This is a genomic window from Nocardia sp. IBHARD005 (assembly GCF_052814245.1).
In genome coordinates this window covers 3587319-3601919 of sequence record NZ_CP199935.1, presented here as the reverse complement: position 1 = coordinate 3601919, position 14601 = coordinate 3587319, and the positions used below count along the sequence as shown (strand labels likewise).

The following is a 14601-nucleotide window of genomic DNA, read 5'->3' as shown; positions in this document are numbered from 1 at the left end:
CCGTCGCGACGAGTCCAGCACCACCGACGAGTCCGTCGACCCGTCGGTGTCCGGCTCCGAACAGGCCGCCGCCGCCACTTCGACCACCCCAGGTAAGGGCAAGCCGACGCCGAAAAGGCGTGAGGCCGAAGGCAAGCGGCGCGGCCCTGTCGCGCCCGCTCCACTGACCGCCAAGGAAGCCCGCGCTCGCCGCAAGGCCGTCAAGGGCACCAAACAGGACCGCAAGGCCGCCGCCGCCGACCGCCGCGCCGCCGTGCAGGACCGCCGCGCCCGCATGCTCGCCGGCGAGGACAAGTACCTGCTGCCCCGCGATCAGGGCCCGGTCCGCGCGTACGTGCGCGACCTGGTGGACGCCCGCCGCAACCTGGTCGGCCTGTTCATGCCGATGGCACTGGTGCTGATCCTGTCGATGTTCGTTGCCCCCGGCCTGCAGACCATTGTGACCCTTGCCATGCTGGTGATGATGGTCTTCATGATCATCGAGGGCTTCGTCCTCGGCAAGATCGTGAACAACCGGGTGATCGAACGCTTCCCCGACACCACCGACACCGGCTTCAAGCTCGGCTGGTACGCCTTCGTCCGCGCCTCCCAGATCCGCAAGATGCGCGCCCCGAAGCCCCGGGTCGGCCCCGGCGACGCGGTGTAGCTGTATTTTTGGCGGCTGGCGCCGCGGGTTTTCGGCCTCGTAACCCCGGATCCGAGGGGCGATACTGCGCCTTCGGCGTTCCGTCTCGCCCCTCGGATCCGGGGCGGCCGAAAACGTGGGGGCTGGGCTGGGAGTCCGTAGGTGGTTATGGAAGGCGCGGCGATTCGCTCGTGAGGGTGGTCTTCCGACGCGGTTGCGCAGTTTTCAGTGATGACTGGGGCGGATGTAGTCGGCATAGCCCGCGATGGCGTTCAGTTCGGCGTTCATGCGCTGGGCGTCGCGGTCGATGATTCCGGTGGATCCGGCGGTGCCGCGGCCGATCAGTACCGCGAGTCCGATGATGGCGGCGAGGACGATCAGAAAAGTAAGCATGGCAGTAATTTTGCGCTCGATGATTTTCAGCCGAAAGTGGCTGTTCTGTCATTGTGCGTAAAGATTCAGCCAGCTACGATGGGGCATGCTCTCGAACGTTGCCGTAGTCCTCAACGACCGGCTCGCCATGTTCGAATTCGGTGTCGTCTGTGAGGTTTTCGGCCTCGACCGCACCGCCGACGGCCTACCCGGCTTCGACTTCCGGGTCTGCGGCGCCGAGCCCGGCAAGCCACTGCGCTCTACCACCCCCGGCATCTCCGTCACCCCCGACTTCGGCCTCGACCAACTCGCGACGGCCGACCTGGTCGCCATCCCCGCCTCCCCGATCGGCAGCTACGACGACCGGGTCCTCGAAGCGGTGCGCAACGCCGCCGATGCGGGCGCGACCGTCCTCACCGTCTGCTCGGGCGCGTTCCTCGCCGGCGCGGCGGGTCTGCTCGACGGCCGCAAGTGCACCACCCACTGGTGTTATGTCGACAAACTCGCCGCGATGTTCCCTGAGGCCACCGTCGACCCCGACGTCCTGTTCGTCGACGAGGGCAACCTGATCACCAGCGCGGGCACCGCCGCGGGCATCGACGCCTGCCTGCACCTGGTCCGCCGCGAGATCGGCACCGCCGCCGCCAACGGCATCGCACGCCGCATGGTCGTTCCACCGCAACGCGACGGCGGCCAGCGCCAGTTCATCGAACAGCCGGTTCCCGAGTGCAGCTCCGCCGGCCTGTCCACCACCCTGGCGTGGCTCACCGAGAACCTCGCCCACCCGCACACTGTCGACGAACTCGCGGCCCGCTCCAGCATGTCCACCCGCACCTTCGCCCGCCGCTTCGCCGCCGAGACCGGCACCACCCCGGTCAAGTGGCTCACCACCCAGCGCGTCCTGTTCGCCAAGCACCTGCTCGAAACCACCGACATGGCCTTGGAGCGGATCGCCGACGAGTCCGGTTTCGGCTCCGGCGCCCTGTTGCGCCACCACTTCCAGCGCCAGGTCGGGATCGCTCCCACCGAATACCGGCGCCGCTTCGGCGCGGCCGGTTGAGCCGGGATTCACTCCGTCGCCCAATCCCGCTTTCCGAAGCGGCCGGTGACCCGGAATCCCTCGCGAGCATTGAGTCACATGAGCACGATATTGGTCGCACCGGCGAGCAATTCCAGCGCCTGCACGCCGTAGAACAGCGGCCCGAACGCATCACGGCCGGCGAGCGAGAGTGATCGCCGAGGGGATCAGCACGAGTAATCCATTCCCCGCGATGAAGGGCATCCGACGCTTTTCGGCGAGAATGCCGAGCATCGCCGCATCCCCCGCCAGCCGGAAGCCGGTGCCGCCGGTGATGGCCGCGATCAACGCGGTGCGCAGTGGACGGGAGCGGTCAATGAGGCTGATCAGCGACCGCCTACCGTCGCGCGGGTCGGCGATGCGCTGAACCAGGCTGTCCCGCTCCATCCGTGTGAGTGTGTGGGCCTACCCGATACCGCACAGGCTCGCATCGGCGAATTCGGCGCGGCAGGCACTATCGGATGCTGTGAAGCCCCACAATCGACTTGACTCGACCGGCGGGAACTGGTCGGCTAGCAAGGTGTTTCGCGCTGGGTGGGGAAGAATTCGTCGGCTGAGCAGAGCTCTCACGATCGTCGCGGCGGCCGTGGTCGTGTCGACCGTCGGCACGTCCGCGGCCGTTGCCATACCGATCACGGCACCGGTGATGCGTACGCCCGCAGGCGGTTTCGAGGAACTGATCGTTCCGTCGAGCATGGGCCCGATCAAGGTTCAGGTGCAGTGGGCGGCGCGCGGGGGCAGCTCCGCGCTGTATCTGCTCGACGGTCTGCGCGCCCCCGCCGACCACAGCCAGTGGACCACCGACACCGACGCGCTGCGCCAATTCGCCGGTGACAACGTCACTCTGGTGTTCCCGATCGGTGGCCACTCCAGTTTCTACACCGACTGGTACCGGCCCAGCAGCACCAACGGCCAGAAGACGACCTACAAGTGGGAAACATTCCTCACCCGTGAACTCCCCGATTTCCTTGCCGGATACGGGGTCTCACGCACCAACAACGCGATCGTCGGCGCGTCCATGGGCGGCAACGCCGCACTGGCCCTCGCCGCCCACCACCGCGACCAGTTCCGCTTCGCCGGTTCGTTCTCCGGCTTCGTCAACCCGACCTATCCGATGTGGAACGAGGCCATGCGCGCCGCCATGCGCGACGAGGGCAACTTCAACGTCGACGACATGTGGGGCCCGGCGAGCGACCCTGCGTGGGCCCGCAACGACGCCACCGTCCAGATCGAGCGCCTGCGCGGTCTGCCCCTCTACGTCACCACCGGCAACGGCATCCCCGGCTCCGCCGACGTCCCCTACGGTCTCGGCAACACCCTCAACGCGATGAGCCTCGAGGCGTTGACCGTGGTCGCCGCGGGCATCTTCCGCGACCGTGCCACCGCCCTCGGCGTCTCCGCCCGCGTCGACATCGTCAACGGCACCCACAACTGGCCGTACTGGCAGCAGGCACTCACCAACGCCCGTCCGATGATCTTGGACGCTCTCGGGGGACGATGACAACTGCGCTGGGCGCACACAATCCGACCATTCGGTGCATATTCTGACCATCGCACCGATCAGTGAGCGCTCAGCGCAGTCACCGATTGCTACCGTCCTCGAATGCCAGCCACGCCCAGACCACCCCGCGTCCTCGTACTCGGTGGTGCCCGCTCCGGTAAGTCCGCCTTCGCCGAGAACCTCCTCACCGAAGCGCCCACAGTCCGCTACCTGGCGACCGCCGTCCTCGATCCCGCCGATCACGACTTCGCCGACCGGATCGCCGTCCACCGCGACCGGCGCCCCGAGCACTGGACGACCGTCGAGAACATCGAGCCCGCAACGGTTCTCGCCACCGGAGCACCCGCGACGCTGCTCGATGACATCGGCACCTGGATCACCGCGCGTCTGGATGCCCGCGAGGCCTGGGACGCGCCGCGCGGCACCGTCGGCCCCGACTGTGATGCGCTCGTCGAGGCCGTCGAGGTCTACCGCGAGCGGTTGGTGATCGTATCGCCCGAGGTGGGAATGGGCGTCATTCCCGCGACCCGCTCGGGGCGGCTTTTCCGCGACGAGATCGGCATGCTGAACCAGCGTCTCGCGCGGGCGTGCGACGAGGCGTATCTCCTTGTCGCCGGGCTGCCGATTCGATTGAAATGAGCCGGGTCGGTCGGCGCCGCGCGCTGTGATCCGGGCAAGATGAGCGTCGAACACCCTGTACCACCTCCGAAAGGCTTGCCAGTGACTCACGGATTCGACCCGGTCGCGGCCCCGGACGCGCAGGTGCGCGCGGCGGCCGAGCAGCGTCAGACGCAGCTCACCAAACCGGCCGGATCGCTGGGACGGCTAGAGGAACTCGGCAACTGGGTCGCCGCGTGCCAGGGCGTGTGCCCGCCCGAGCAGTTCGAACGCGCCAGGGTGGTGCTGTTCGCGGGCGATCACGGGGTGGCTGCGCACGGTGTTTCGGCGTACCCGAGCGAGGTCACCGCGCAGATGGTGGCCAATTTCCTGGCGGGCGGCGCGGCCGTGAACGCACTGGCCGCCGTAGCGGGCGCGACCGTGCGCGTCGTCGATATCGCCGTCGACGGCGACACCGAACCCTCGGTGTCCCAGCACAAGGTGCGCCGGTCGAGCGGTTCCATCGATCGCGAGGACGCCCTCACCGAAGCTGAGGTCACCGCCGCGCTGGCCGCGGGGCGCGCGATCGCCGACGAGGAGATCGACGCGGGCGCCGACCTGCTCATCGCCGGTGACATGGGTATCGGCAACACCACCCCCGCCACCGTCCTGATCGCCGTCCTCACCGGCACCGAACCCGTGGCCGCGGTCGGTCGCGGCACCGGCGTCGACGACCAGGGCTGGATTCGCAAGGTCGCCGCCATCCGTGACGGCATGCGCCGCGCCCGCCCCGTCGCCACCGACCCCGTCGACCTGCTCCGCGTCGCCGCGGGCGCCGACTTCGCCGCCATGGCCGGTTTCCTCGCCCAGGCCGCCATCCGCCGCACCCCTGTTCTGCTCGACGGCGTGGTGGTCACCGCCGCGGCCTTGGTCGCCGAAGACATCGCCGCGGGCGCGAAAGCCTGGTGGCTCCCGGCCCACCGCTCCACCGAACCCGCCCACGACCTGGCCTTGAAGCACCTGCGCTTGACCCCGCTGATCGATCTCGAGATGCGCCTCGGCGAAGGCTCCGGCGCCCTCACCGCCCTCCCGATCCTGCGCGCCGCCGTCGCTACCCTCGCCGAAATGTCGACCTTCGCCGACGCGGGCGTGAGCACGGGCGCCGCGGAATCGGACACCGTCGACCTCGCGAAGTGAGCAAGTTCCGCTGGGCAATCGAGACGCCCGCTCGGAGGCCCGACCCCGCAGAGACCTCGCCATGGACGCCCTGAGACTGGCGGTCTCCTGGCTCTCGGTCATCCCGGTGCCAGGCCCCGCGAAGGTGGACCGGCGGATCGCGGGCCACGCGATCACCCTCGCTCCCCTGATCGGCCTCGCGATGGGAGCGGCGGCGACGGCCGCCCTCTGGCTTCTGGTCAGCGCGGGCCTGACCACGCTTCTCGCCGGTCTGCTCACCGTAGGTCTGCTCGCCCTGCTCACCCGGGGCATGCACCTCGACGGCCTGGCCGACACCGTCGACGGCCTCGGGAGCTACGGCCCACCCGCGCGCGCTCGCGAGATCATGAAGTCCGGCGGCGCGGGCCCGTTCGGCGTCGCCGCCCTCATCTTCGCCATCGCGGTCCAATCGGTTGCCTTCGCGACCCTGGCCGATCAGCAGCGCTGGGTCGCGGTCGTCCTCGCCGTCGCCGCGGGCCGAGTCGCCGTCGTCCTGGCTTGCCGCACCGGCATCCCCGCCGCCCCCGACGCGGGTTTCGGCGCGTTGGTCGCGGGCACTCAGCGCCGCGGCGCTGTGCTGATCTGGTCGGCGCTCGCGGTTGTCACCGCGGTCGCGGCGGTGCCGGCCAACCTCTGGCTCGGCCCCGTTGTGGTGATCGCCGCCCTCGCGCTGACCGTCGCGATCACCCGCCACTGCGTCCGCCGTTTCGAAGGCCTCTCCGGCGATATTCTCGGCACTGTCATAGAGATCACGGTTTCGGTTGCCGCGGTGGGCTTCTCGCTGGCGTGATAGCCGATCGCGCAGTATCCCCACACTCCGACCAGCCACAAGTCCGGGATATCGGCGGTTGTGTGGTCCCACAGACCGTCCGGTCAACGGTACTCGGGTGGGTCGCCAGCACACCGGTGGCAATACAGTGGAGCGCATGTCATCCGAGCGCCTCTACTTCCGCCAGCTGCTGTCCGGCCGGGATTACGCCGTCGGCGATCCGATCGCCACGCAGATGCGCAACTTCGCGTATCTGATCGGCGACCGGGAGACCGGCGAGACCCTGCTGGTCGATCCCGCCTACCAGGCCGCCGACCTGGTCGACGTCGCGGCGGCCGACGGCATGCGCGTGTCCGGCGTACTCGCCACCCATCATCATCCCGACCATGTGGGCGGCACCATGCTCGGTTTCACCCTCGGTGGCGTGGCCGAACTGCTCGAGAAGACCAGCGTCGAAGTGCACGTCAACAAGCTCGAACTGGACTGGGTCGCCCAGACCACCGGCATCGCCCCCAGCGAGCTGACCGGCCACGACCACGGCGACAAGGTGAAGGTCGGCGCCTTCGACATCGAGTTACTACACACGCCCGGCCACACCCCGGGCAGCCAGTGCTTCCTGTTCGACGGTCGCCTCATCTCCGGCGACACCCTGTTCATCGACGGCTGCGGCCGCACCGACTTCCCCGGCGGCGACTCCGACGAGATGTTCCGCAGCCTGCGCCAGCTCGCCGCCCTTGACGGCAACCCCGTCGTCTACCCCGGCCACTGGTACTCCGAAGCCCCGAGCGCCGCACTGACTTCCGTGTGCGACAGCAACTACGTCCTGCGCCCGAAGTCCCTCGGCGAATGGCAGGCGTTGATGCCGGGATAAACAACTCCCGTAAACCCAAGCCCGCCATGACCGCACACCCAGCCACCGCACTCCCGACCCTTAGGGACAATGCCGCGCAGTTAAGGCGCCATGGTCGATGTCAACCCGGGTAACTCACACAAGCTGATCGAGATCGAGACAGACGAGTAGTTGGTGCGATCGAGGGCGCCTTTAGCCCGGTGTTTGGACAATGCCCGTTTCACCACGCGCGGGCATTGGCGTGATCGTCGCGGCGGCAATAGCTCGGCCAAGACCGCCGCGCCGATCTTGCCGACGAGGTCGATGCTCGTTCCAGCCACGACACCGGCCGCGTGAACGAGCTGGTCACGAGCGGTATTGACAGCGATACCGAAACTACCCCGCAACGGTGTGACACCGGGATCGGTGAGAGTGGCATCAGCGATAGCGATCCGTAACGCTTGATAGGCGATCAACAACGCATAGACCTCCTGCTCGACTCCGGCGGGAGTCCGAGCGCGTAGCACCCGACCACCGAGCATGCTCGATTTGAGTTCGGCGTAGGCAGTCTCGATCTCCCACCGCTGGTGGTAAAGCCGCACCAACTCCATCGCTGGATAGCGGCGGTAGTCGGTCAGAGTGGTCAGCAACCGGTACCGCACCGTGCGGGCGGCTCCGCCGGTATCCACGACGATCTCGGCGTCGATGACCCGCACCACGACTGGTCCTTTCACGCTGAGCCATGAACCATCGCTTAACCGCTCGATCATGGGCATCGTGTGTCCTGCTTTTCCACGGATCAGCAGGTCAGCTTTCGTTTCCGCGATCGCCCCGATCAACGCCGCGACCGCGAAGTTCCGGTCGGCCAGCACCACCATGCCCTCGCGTAACGAGGCGAAAAGTCTTGGGGCGTAGGCGATCTCGGAGACACCGAAACTACCGAACACGGCATCGATCACGGTGCGGGTGCCACACGCCACCACGGTCACCAATCGAATCATCAGATATCCCGAATCGAGATCGCCGCTGTGTAGTCGGTAGAAGGCGCCACGGTTGGGGTCGCTGTTGGGGACCGACATGGAGGTGCCGTCGATGGCGCAGACCAGCAATCCCCGCCAGCGTGTCGCGCCCGTGACTGGACCGGCGAGTAGACCGAACAACTCTCGTAGCGGAGTGGGCCCGACTCGGCGTCGGGCCTGAGCCAGCGCCGAGGACCCTGGGTTGGCGACAGTCAGCCCGTCCAGACCCGAGACCATCCGCGCCCATACCTGCGTGTATCCGAGCTCGGCGAACAGTGCTGCGGCGATCAGCAGATAGACCACGACTCGGGAGGGCAGCTCGCGGACTCGGGTGGGGCCGGTCGTGGTCGATTCCAACGCGGCATCGACCATCTCGAAGGGCACGATCTGGGTCAGCTCGCCCACATGTCCGGGCGCGAATGCCCCGGACGCGACCATGGACACAGGATTGATGGCAGACTGAGTAGGCAGCGGAACTCCTGGTGAGTGGTTTGTCTTGGAGGACAAAACCTCTCTACCAGTGGTTCCGCTGTTCTAGTTTGGTGAATGGTCAAGGCTGACAGGGCAACTCGCTTGACAGGTCTATCCATCCGCTAAGGGCCTGTAATTAATTAACCCGAAATTACTCGGATTCGGTTGTGGTGTCGTGGTATTGGATGACCGATTGGGCGTCGGCGAGGGTGATTCCTGTCGGCCCGGTGGTGTGTGCGGCCAGGTCGAGCAGAGGTCGGGTCTGCTGGATCGTTGTGTGGATGGATTGCTGGGTGACGTCGAACAGCACGGCCAGGGCTCGTTGGCGTGTGGCGAACCGCAGGTGAAGTAGGGTGATGGCGACACGATCCTCGAGAGTGAGGACGGATTTGCGGCCGGTTCCGGGCGCGGCCTGGCGGGTGCCTCCGCGTCGCTGATGCAAGTGGAGTTCGCGTTGGGCGTGACGGGTCACGGTCAGTTTGTTGATGAGCGCGTCCCACTGCGGGGGAGTCAGTCCGGTCAGTGCTGGGGTGCGCAGCCAGGCGGTGTCGGGTCGAGTCGGTTGGGGTGCGCTGTCGCCATCAGCCATGATGAGGCGGACGGGTTCGGGGCCGATGGTGTAGTTCCAGTCGCCGTGCCAGTCGTGGCGGGTGATCGACACGGCGGCGAACTGGTCGTCGGTGATCTTCACACCCTTCGGGTACTCGCCCTGGTCGAGTTCGGCGTGAACCCGTAACCCGGTGCGGGTGGTGGTGGCCGCGATCGAGTTGACGACGACCTCGTGGCTCGTTAGTGGTTGTCCCCGCCAGTTCATCGAGATGTGTGAGAACAACCGGTGTTCGATTGTGTTCCATTTGGAGGTGCCGGGCGGGAAATGGCAGACCGTGACCTTCAGGCCGGTCTCGGCCGCGAACCGGGCGAGTTCGGTTTTCCAGGCCCTGGTGCGATAACCGTTGGAGCCCCCGGCGTCGGCCGTGACCAGCAGTTCGGTAGCGCCGGGATAGGCGGCGGCACCGACACCGCGCCACCAGCGGCGCACCGACTCCACGGCGAACGCAGCGGTGTCGTGGTCGGTGCCGACATTGACCCATCCCGTGTTGTTGGTCATGTCATAGACCCCATAGGGCGAGACCTTGCCCGAGTCACCGGGAAAGTCGTGGTCGTTGACCTCGACCGGATGGCCCTTGCGGCGCATCGTCTCACCGGCGTTCTTGTACTGCCCGATCAATTCCTTCTTCTTGGTGTCCACGCTGATGACCGGCTGTCCCGCCGCTTGGCGGGCCTTGACCTGCTCGTTGATGTAACGGAACTGCGCGTCACGATCCGGGCTCTGCTTGCCCTCCAACGTCTTCGCGTTGGCCTGCAAACTGAAACCCAACGCCCGCAACAGATTCCCCACCAAATCTGCCGCCGCCGGATGCCCGCGGGCCGTCAACTCGTCGGCAAGGTTGCGGGTCGACCGGATCGTCCACCGCAACGGCGACATCGGATCCCCCCGCATATCGGGCTCCACCAACTCCAACAACGCCGCGACCAACCCCTCGTCAACCACCGTCGCGGGCTTGCGGCCGCCCCCGACCCGACGAGCCCGCTCCAACGGAGCCTCCCCGGACTCCAACTCCTTCGCCCCCAGCGATACCGTCGCCTCTCGTACCCCGGCCGCACTGGCGACCAACCGGCCCCCACCCCGCCCGAGCATCCGGGCATCCGCACCCAGAAGCAACCGGCGCTGCCGCTCATTCAGGTGCGGAAACAACACCTCATACTTGAACGCGAGGTCATCGACGGTCACCACGAAATCACCCATACCACAACATCTTTCAAAATCTCGGGATGTTACGGGTTGATTAATTACAGGCCCTAACTGCGCGGCATTGCCCCTAGGGACCACGAAGTGGCCGGTCCGCGGCCGGGTCGCCGGTTAGCGCTCGAAAGCGCTGAGCCGAAGGCTCTAGTCTCGAGCGCTAACCGGCGGCCCTCAGGGCCGCGGACACGCGCGCGCCAGCGCGCCAACAAACACAGCGTGGGACTACCGAACCCAGGTTCTGCTCCACCCTTCGCCCCGCCGACCCCACCCATCAGCGCGAAGACGGAACGGTCTCACCGCGCCGCATCGGCACGTGCATGATCCCGTCGTCGTCGTATTCCGGCCCGTCGACGACGAACCCGAACTTCGCATACATGCCGACCAGATGCGACTGAGCATCCAATCGCACAGTGGCCGAACCGGTTTCAGCGAGCGCGGCCTGCATCAGACGGGTGGTGTACCCGTGTTTACGAGCGGACCGCGCCACACACACCCGGCCGATGCGATAACTGCTCACCCCGTCGACGAACTCTTCGAGCAGGCGCACAGTGCCGAGCACAGACCCGTCGTCGAGCCACAGGTGCCGGGTCGTCGGCAGCAGGTCACGCCCGTCCAGTTCCGGATAGGCGCATTCCTGCTCCACGACGAACACCTCAACGCGAAGTCGCAGCAGTCGGTAGAGGGTGGCGGCGTCCAGATCCGCCGCCCACGACCGTCTCAGCTCGACGGTCACACCTGAGCGAAGCTCGGCGCCTGCTCGTGCGCGGGCGCGGTGTTGCGGTCCAGCTTCAGCGACTTGCTGGTCCAGTCCCACACTTCCTGGAACAGGGCCTGGTTCTCCGACAGCTTCTGGCCGAGCGAGGGGATCATCTGCTGCAGCTGCGGGGTCCAGCCCGCGTACTGCTGCGGGAAGCAACGCTGCATCACGTCGAGCATGGCGGTGACACAGGTCGACGCGCCCGGCGACGCACCGAGCAGACCGGCGATGGAGCCGTCCTCGGCGGAGATGACCGCGGTGCCGAACTCGAGCACGCCACCGATGCCCTTGCGACGGATGACCTGCACACGCTGCCCGGCGGTGATCAGCTCCCAGTCGCGGCCCTGCGCGCGCGGCAGGAACTCCCCGAGCACGCCCACCTTGCCGTTCTGCGACTTGAGCAGCTCTTCGACCAGGTACTTGGTCAGACCCAGCTCGGTGAGACCGACACCGACGAGCGAGCCGATGTTGTTCGGCTTGATCGACTTGAACAGGTCGGCGTTGGAGCCGTCCTTGAGGAACTTGGGGGTCCAGCCGGCGTACGGACCGAACAGCAGGCCCTTCTTGCCGTTGATCACGCGGGTGTCGAGGTGCGGCACCGACATGGGCGGCGCGCCGACGGCGGCCTTGCCGTAGACCTTGGCCTCGTGAGCGGCGATCAGCTCGGGGTTGGTGGAGCGAAGGAACTGGCCGCTGATCGGGAAGCCACCGAAGCCCTTGGCCTCTTTGATGCCCGCCTTCTGCAGCAGCGGCAGCGCGCCACCACCGGCGCCGACGAAGACGAACTTCGCGTTGATGGTGCGCGACTGGTAGGTGCGCAGGTTGCGGACGGTGACGTTCCACGACCCGTCGGACTGCTTGTCGAGATTGCGGACCTCGGTGCCGAAGGCGATCTCGCCACCGGAGTAGCCGATGTAGGCGAGCAGCTGCTTGGTGAGCGCGCCGAAGTCGATATCGGTGCCGCCGTCGGACCAGTTCAGCGCGATCGGGTCGCTGAAATCGCGGCCCTTGGCCATCAGCGGCAGCCGCGCGGCGAACTCGTCGGGGGTGTCGATGTACTCCATCCCGCGGAACAGCGGGTGCGGCGACAGCGCCTCGTAGCGCTTGCGCAGGTAGTCGACGTTGTCGGCGCCGTGCACGAAGCTGACGTGCGGGATGGGGTTGATGAAGCCCGCGGGGTCGTCCAGAACGCCGGTGTCGACCGCGGAGGCCCAGAACTGGCGCGAGACCTGGAAGCGCTCGTTGATGTCGACGGCCTTGCTCACGTCGACCGAACCGTCGGCGTTCTGTGGGCTGTAGTTGAGCTCGCACAGCGCCGAGTGGCCGGTACCCGCGTTGTTCCACGGGTCGCTGCTCTCCGCGGCGGCGGCGTCGAGCCGCTCGAACACCGAGATCGTCCAGTCCGGCTGCAGCTGCCGCAGCAGCGCGCCCAGCGTGGCACTCATGATGCCTGCGCCGATGAGAACTACATCGGTCTTTTCACTCTTCGCAGCGTTCGGCACGGGTAGATCGACTTCCTTGTCCTTCTCAGCTACCCACCGGCGGGTGAGTTCGCTTGGCACGGGCGCTTTGGCGGTGTTCATGCGACTCGCGGTGAATCGCCGGGAGGTAGGTTACCCGTCGTTCACCTGATGCCAATTGTGCACCTCAGCCGAGCACACTTCTGCAACGGACCTCCCGAATGTGATGAAAACCAAGCCTGCACGTCATCGCGACCCCGGGATAGATTGAGCAGTGTGACCAACGAAACCCTCGCCGACCGGACCGACGAGCAGTGGCAGCCCGATGTTCTCGGGACCGCCTATCAACAGCGGACCCTCCCACTCGGTGTCGACCCCGACGGTGAGGGCGAGGTGATGGCCACGCTCGTGCGCTATCTGCCCGATGCCGCGGCACCGGCCGTCGAGCCGACCGTGCTCTATGTGCACGGGTTCACCGACTACTTCTTCCAGGAGCACCTGGCCGAGCACTTCGCGGCGCGCGGGCACCGGTTCTATGCGCTCGACCTGCGCAAATGCGGACGTTCGCGGCGGGATGGGCAGAGCGCGCACTACGTCAGCGACCTGGCGTTCTACGACGGCGAGCTGAGCGAGGCGCTGCGGATCGCACGCGAGGAGACCGGCAACGAGGTGCTGATCGTCGCGCATTCGACCGGTGGGTTGATCGTGCCGCTGTGGCTGGACCGGCTCGAGACCGCGGGTGGCAGCGCGGCGGCGGGTGTGGTCGGGGTCGTCCTCAACAGTCCCTGGTTCGACCTGCAAGGACCGTCGTTCTACCGCACCGTCGGCACCCCCGTCATCAACGCGGTGGGCCGGTTCCGCGCCTTCGCCCAGCTGCCCGCCGGTGTCAGCACCGCCTACGGCGACAGCCTGCACCACAGCCGCTCGGGTGAGTGGGATTACAACCTGGACTGGAAGCCGCTCAGCGGTGAACCGGTGCGGCTGGGTTGGCTGCGCGCCATCCGCCGGGGACAAGCGCGCCTGCACCAGGGCCTGACCGTCGGCGTGCCCGCGCTGATCCTGCGCTCACGGATCACCAAGTTCGCCCGCGCGCACTCCCCCGCCGTCGACGTGGCCGATGCCGTGCTCGATGTGAAGCAGATCCAGCGCTGGGCGGGCTGCCTGGGCGAGCGCACCTCGATCGTCCCGATCGAGGGCGCCCGCCACGACGTGTTCCTGTCCTCGGAATCCGTGCGCGCCAACGCTTTCCAGGAAACCGACAACTGGCTCGACTGGTTGGCGGCCTACCGCAAGTCCTGATCTTCGACCCACGTTCACCAGGCTCTCGCCGCATGCATCGCGAGTGGCGATCCGCGCCAGAGCCTGGTGATCTCGGTCCGCGTCTACCAGAGGCTGGTGCGCAGGACGATTTCAGTGGCGAATTCGTGGCCCCCCTCGGTCGCGATGTTGTCGACTTCCAAGGGGACCACCCGGAATTCGCCGTAGACAAAGCGGCCGGACGCGTCGGCGGTGGCGCGGGGCAGGCTCTTGGTCACCAGCATGGTGACAGGCAGCTCCAGCGGCGGGCAGGACGGGTCGGGGACTATGCCGTCGGCGTCGGGAACCGCCGGGTGCCCATGGTCGGCGACGACCAGACTCATGAACCGCCCGAACCGGCCCGCACACACCCGCCACGCCAGCTCCGCGCCCGACCCACGCCCGGCGACATTCACGTAGGGCAGTTCGAGCTCGTCGAGAATCGTGAGCACACCGGCCGGATCGAGCCCCTCGACCGACTCCACGACAATGGTCTGCAAATCGGACTCGTGCAGCCGCGCGCACACCGTGTCGAACACATCGGCAGGGTCGTCCGCATCGGGAAGCAGCAGCACATTGTGCCGCGAAGAGGGCCCGTCGACCCGCACCGTCCAGGCCTGGTCACCGACCGTGATCTGCCGAGATTTCATGCCGGGTTACGGTACACGGCCGGACTGAACAACGCGGCCTGTTCCGGCGCGCCCTGCCGATCGCCCTACCCCCGTGTACTGGCCTTTCACTGCCCGCGATACCGAAATTGCCGAACCTGTCACAACAACGCACCGCGAACTGTGAGGCGAGACGG

General features: G+C 67.1%; 15 protein-coding genes. 8 read left to right on the top strand and 7 right to left on the bottom strand.

What is annotated here, in order from left to right:
- The first annotated feature begins 46 nt into the window (after positions 1-46).
- On the top strand, positions 47-646 hold the full coding sequence (locus ACTWPB_RS16795; RefSeq protein ID WP_446226369.1) for a DUF3043 domain-containing protein: 600 nt from the start codon (positions 47-49) through the stop codon (positions 644-646).
- 204 nt (positions 647-850) lie between these two features.
- Here ACTWPB_RS16795 and ACTWPB_RS16790 read toward each other — a convergent pair whose 3' ends face one another.
- Positions 851-1018 (bottom strand): hypothetical protein, encoded by a 168-nt coding sequence (locus ACTWPB_RS16790; protein ID WP_446221591.1) that lies wholly within the window; start codon positions 1016-1018, stop codon positions 851-853.
- A gap of 85 nt (positions 1019-1103) precedes the next feature.
- Between ACTWPB_RS16790 and ACTWPB_RS16785 the strand changes: the two genes are divergently transcribed.
- A complete protein-coding gene (locus tag ACTWPB_RS16785) occupies positions 1104-2057 on the top strand; it encodes a helix-turn-helix domain-containing protein (RefSeq protein ID WP_446221590.1) in 954 nt (317 codons plus the stop codon).
- 150 nt (positions 2058-2207) lie between these two features.
- Here ACTWPB_RS16785 and ACTWPB_RS16780 read toward each other — a convergent pair whose 3' ends face one another.
- Entirely contained in the window at positions 2208-2462 is a 255-nt protein-coding gene (locus tag ACTWPB_RS16780) for a hypothetical protein (RefSeq protein WP_446221589.1), read from the bottom strand.
- A 259-nt stretch (positions 2463-2721) separates the two neighbouring features.
- Here ACTWPB_RS16780 and ACTWPB_RS16775 point away from each other — a divergent pair, with 259 nt between their 5' ends.
- From ACTWPB_RS16775 to ACTWPB_RS16755, 5 genes are all read left to right on the top strand, one after another.
- Entirely contained in the window at positions 2722-3576 is an 855-nt protein-coding gene (locus ACTWPB_RS16775; protein WP_446221588.1) for an alpha/beta hydrolase, read from the top strand.
- Positions 3577-3678: 102 nt separating this feature from the next.
- Positions 3679-4215: a bifunctional adenosylcobinamide kinase/adenosylcobinamide-phosphate guanylyltransferase gene (locus tag ACTWPB_RS16770; RefSeq protein ID WP_446221587.1), complete on the top strand. Its 537-nt coding sequence runs from the start codon at positions 3679-3681 to the stop codon at positions 4213-4215.
- Positions 4216-4254: 39 nt separating this feature from the next.
- A complete protein-coding gene (gene cobT / locus ACTWPB_RS16765; protein WP_446221586.1) occupies positions 4255-5370 on the top strand; it encodes a nicotinate-nucleotide--dimethylbenzimidazole phosphoribosyltransferase in 1116 nt (371 codons plus the stop codon).
- A 61-nt stretch (positions 5371-5431) separates the two neighbouring features.
- Positions 5432-6178, top strand: a complete 747-nt coding sequence (locus ACTWPB_RS16760) for an adenosylcobinamide-GDP ribazoletransferase (protein ID WP_446221585.1) — start codon at positions 5432-5434, stop codon at positions 6176-6178.
- Between the two features lie 136 nt (positions 6179-6314).
- Positions 6315-7028, top strand: a complete 714-nt coding sequence (locus tag ACTWPB_RS16755; protein WP_446221584.1) for an MBL fold metallo-hydrolase — start codon at positions 6315-6317, stop codon at positions 7026-7028.
- Between the two features lie 80 nt (positions 7029-7108).
- Here the strand turns inward: ACTWPB_RS16755 and ACTWPB_RS16750 are convergent, their stop codons facing one another.
- The 4 genes from ACTWPB_RS16750 to mqo form a co-directional block, all read right to left on the bottom strand.
- Positions 7109-8443: an IS4 family transposase gene (locus tag ACTWPB_RS16750; RefSeq protein WP_446221583.1), complete on the bottom strand. Its 1335-nt coding sequence runs from the start codon at positions 8441-8443 to the stop codon at positions 7109-7111.
- A gap of 184 nt (positions 8444-8627) precedes the next feature.
- On the bottom strand, positions 8628-10283 hold the full coding sequence (locus ACTWPB_RS16745; protein WP_446221582.1) for an ISAzo13 family transposase: 1656 nt from the start codon (positions 10281-10283) through the stop codon (positions 8628-8630).
- 271 nt (positions 10284-10554) lie between these two features.
- The gene (locus ACTWPB_RS16740) at positions 10555-11016 is read right to left on the bottom strand and encodes a GNAT family N-acetyltransferase (protein ID WP_446221581.1); all 462 of its coding nucleotides are present in this window, start codon (positions 11014-11016) and stop codon (positions 10555-10557) included.
- Positions 11013-12623, bottom strand: a complete 1611-nt coding sequence (gene mqo / locus ACTWPB_RS16735) for a malate dehydrogenase (quinone) (RefSeq protein WP_446221580.1) — start codon at positions 12621-12623, stop codon at positions 11013-11015. Before mqo ends, ACTWPB_RS16740 begins: the two co-directional genes overlap by 4 nt.
- A gap of 153 nt (positions 12624-12776) precedes the next feature.
- Between mqo and ACTWPB_RS16730 the strand changes: the two genes are divergently transcribed.
- Complete coding sequence (locus ACTWPB_RS16730; RefSeq protein WP_446221579.1) at positions 12777-13799, top strand: alpha/beta hydrolase; 1023 nt, start codon at positions 12777-12779, stop codon at positions 13797-13799.
- An 83-nt stretch (positions 13800-13882) separates the two neighbouring features.
- On the opposite strand, the gene ACTWPB_RS16725 is transcribed toward ACTWPB_RS16730, so the two are convergent.
- Positions 13883-14446 (bottom strand): alpha/beta hydrolase, encoded by a 564-nt coding sequence (locus ACTWPB_RS16725; RefSeq protein WP_446221578.1) that lies wholly within the window; start codon positions 14444-14446, stop codon positions 13883-13885.
- Positions 14447-14601 lie beyond the last annotated feature (155 nt).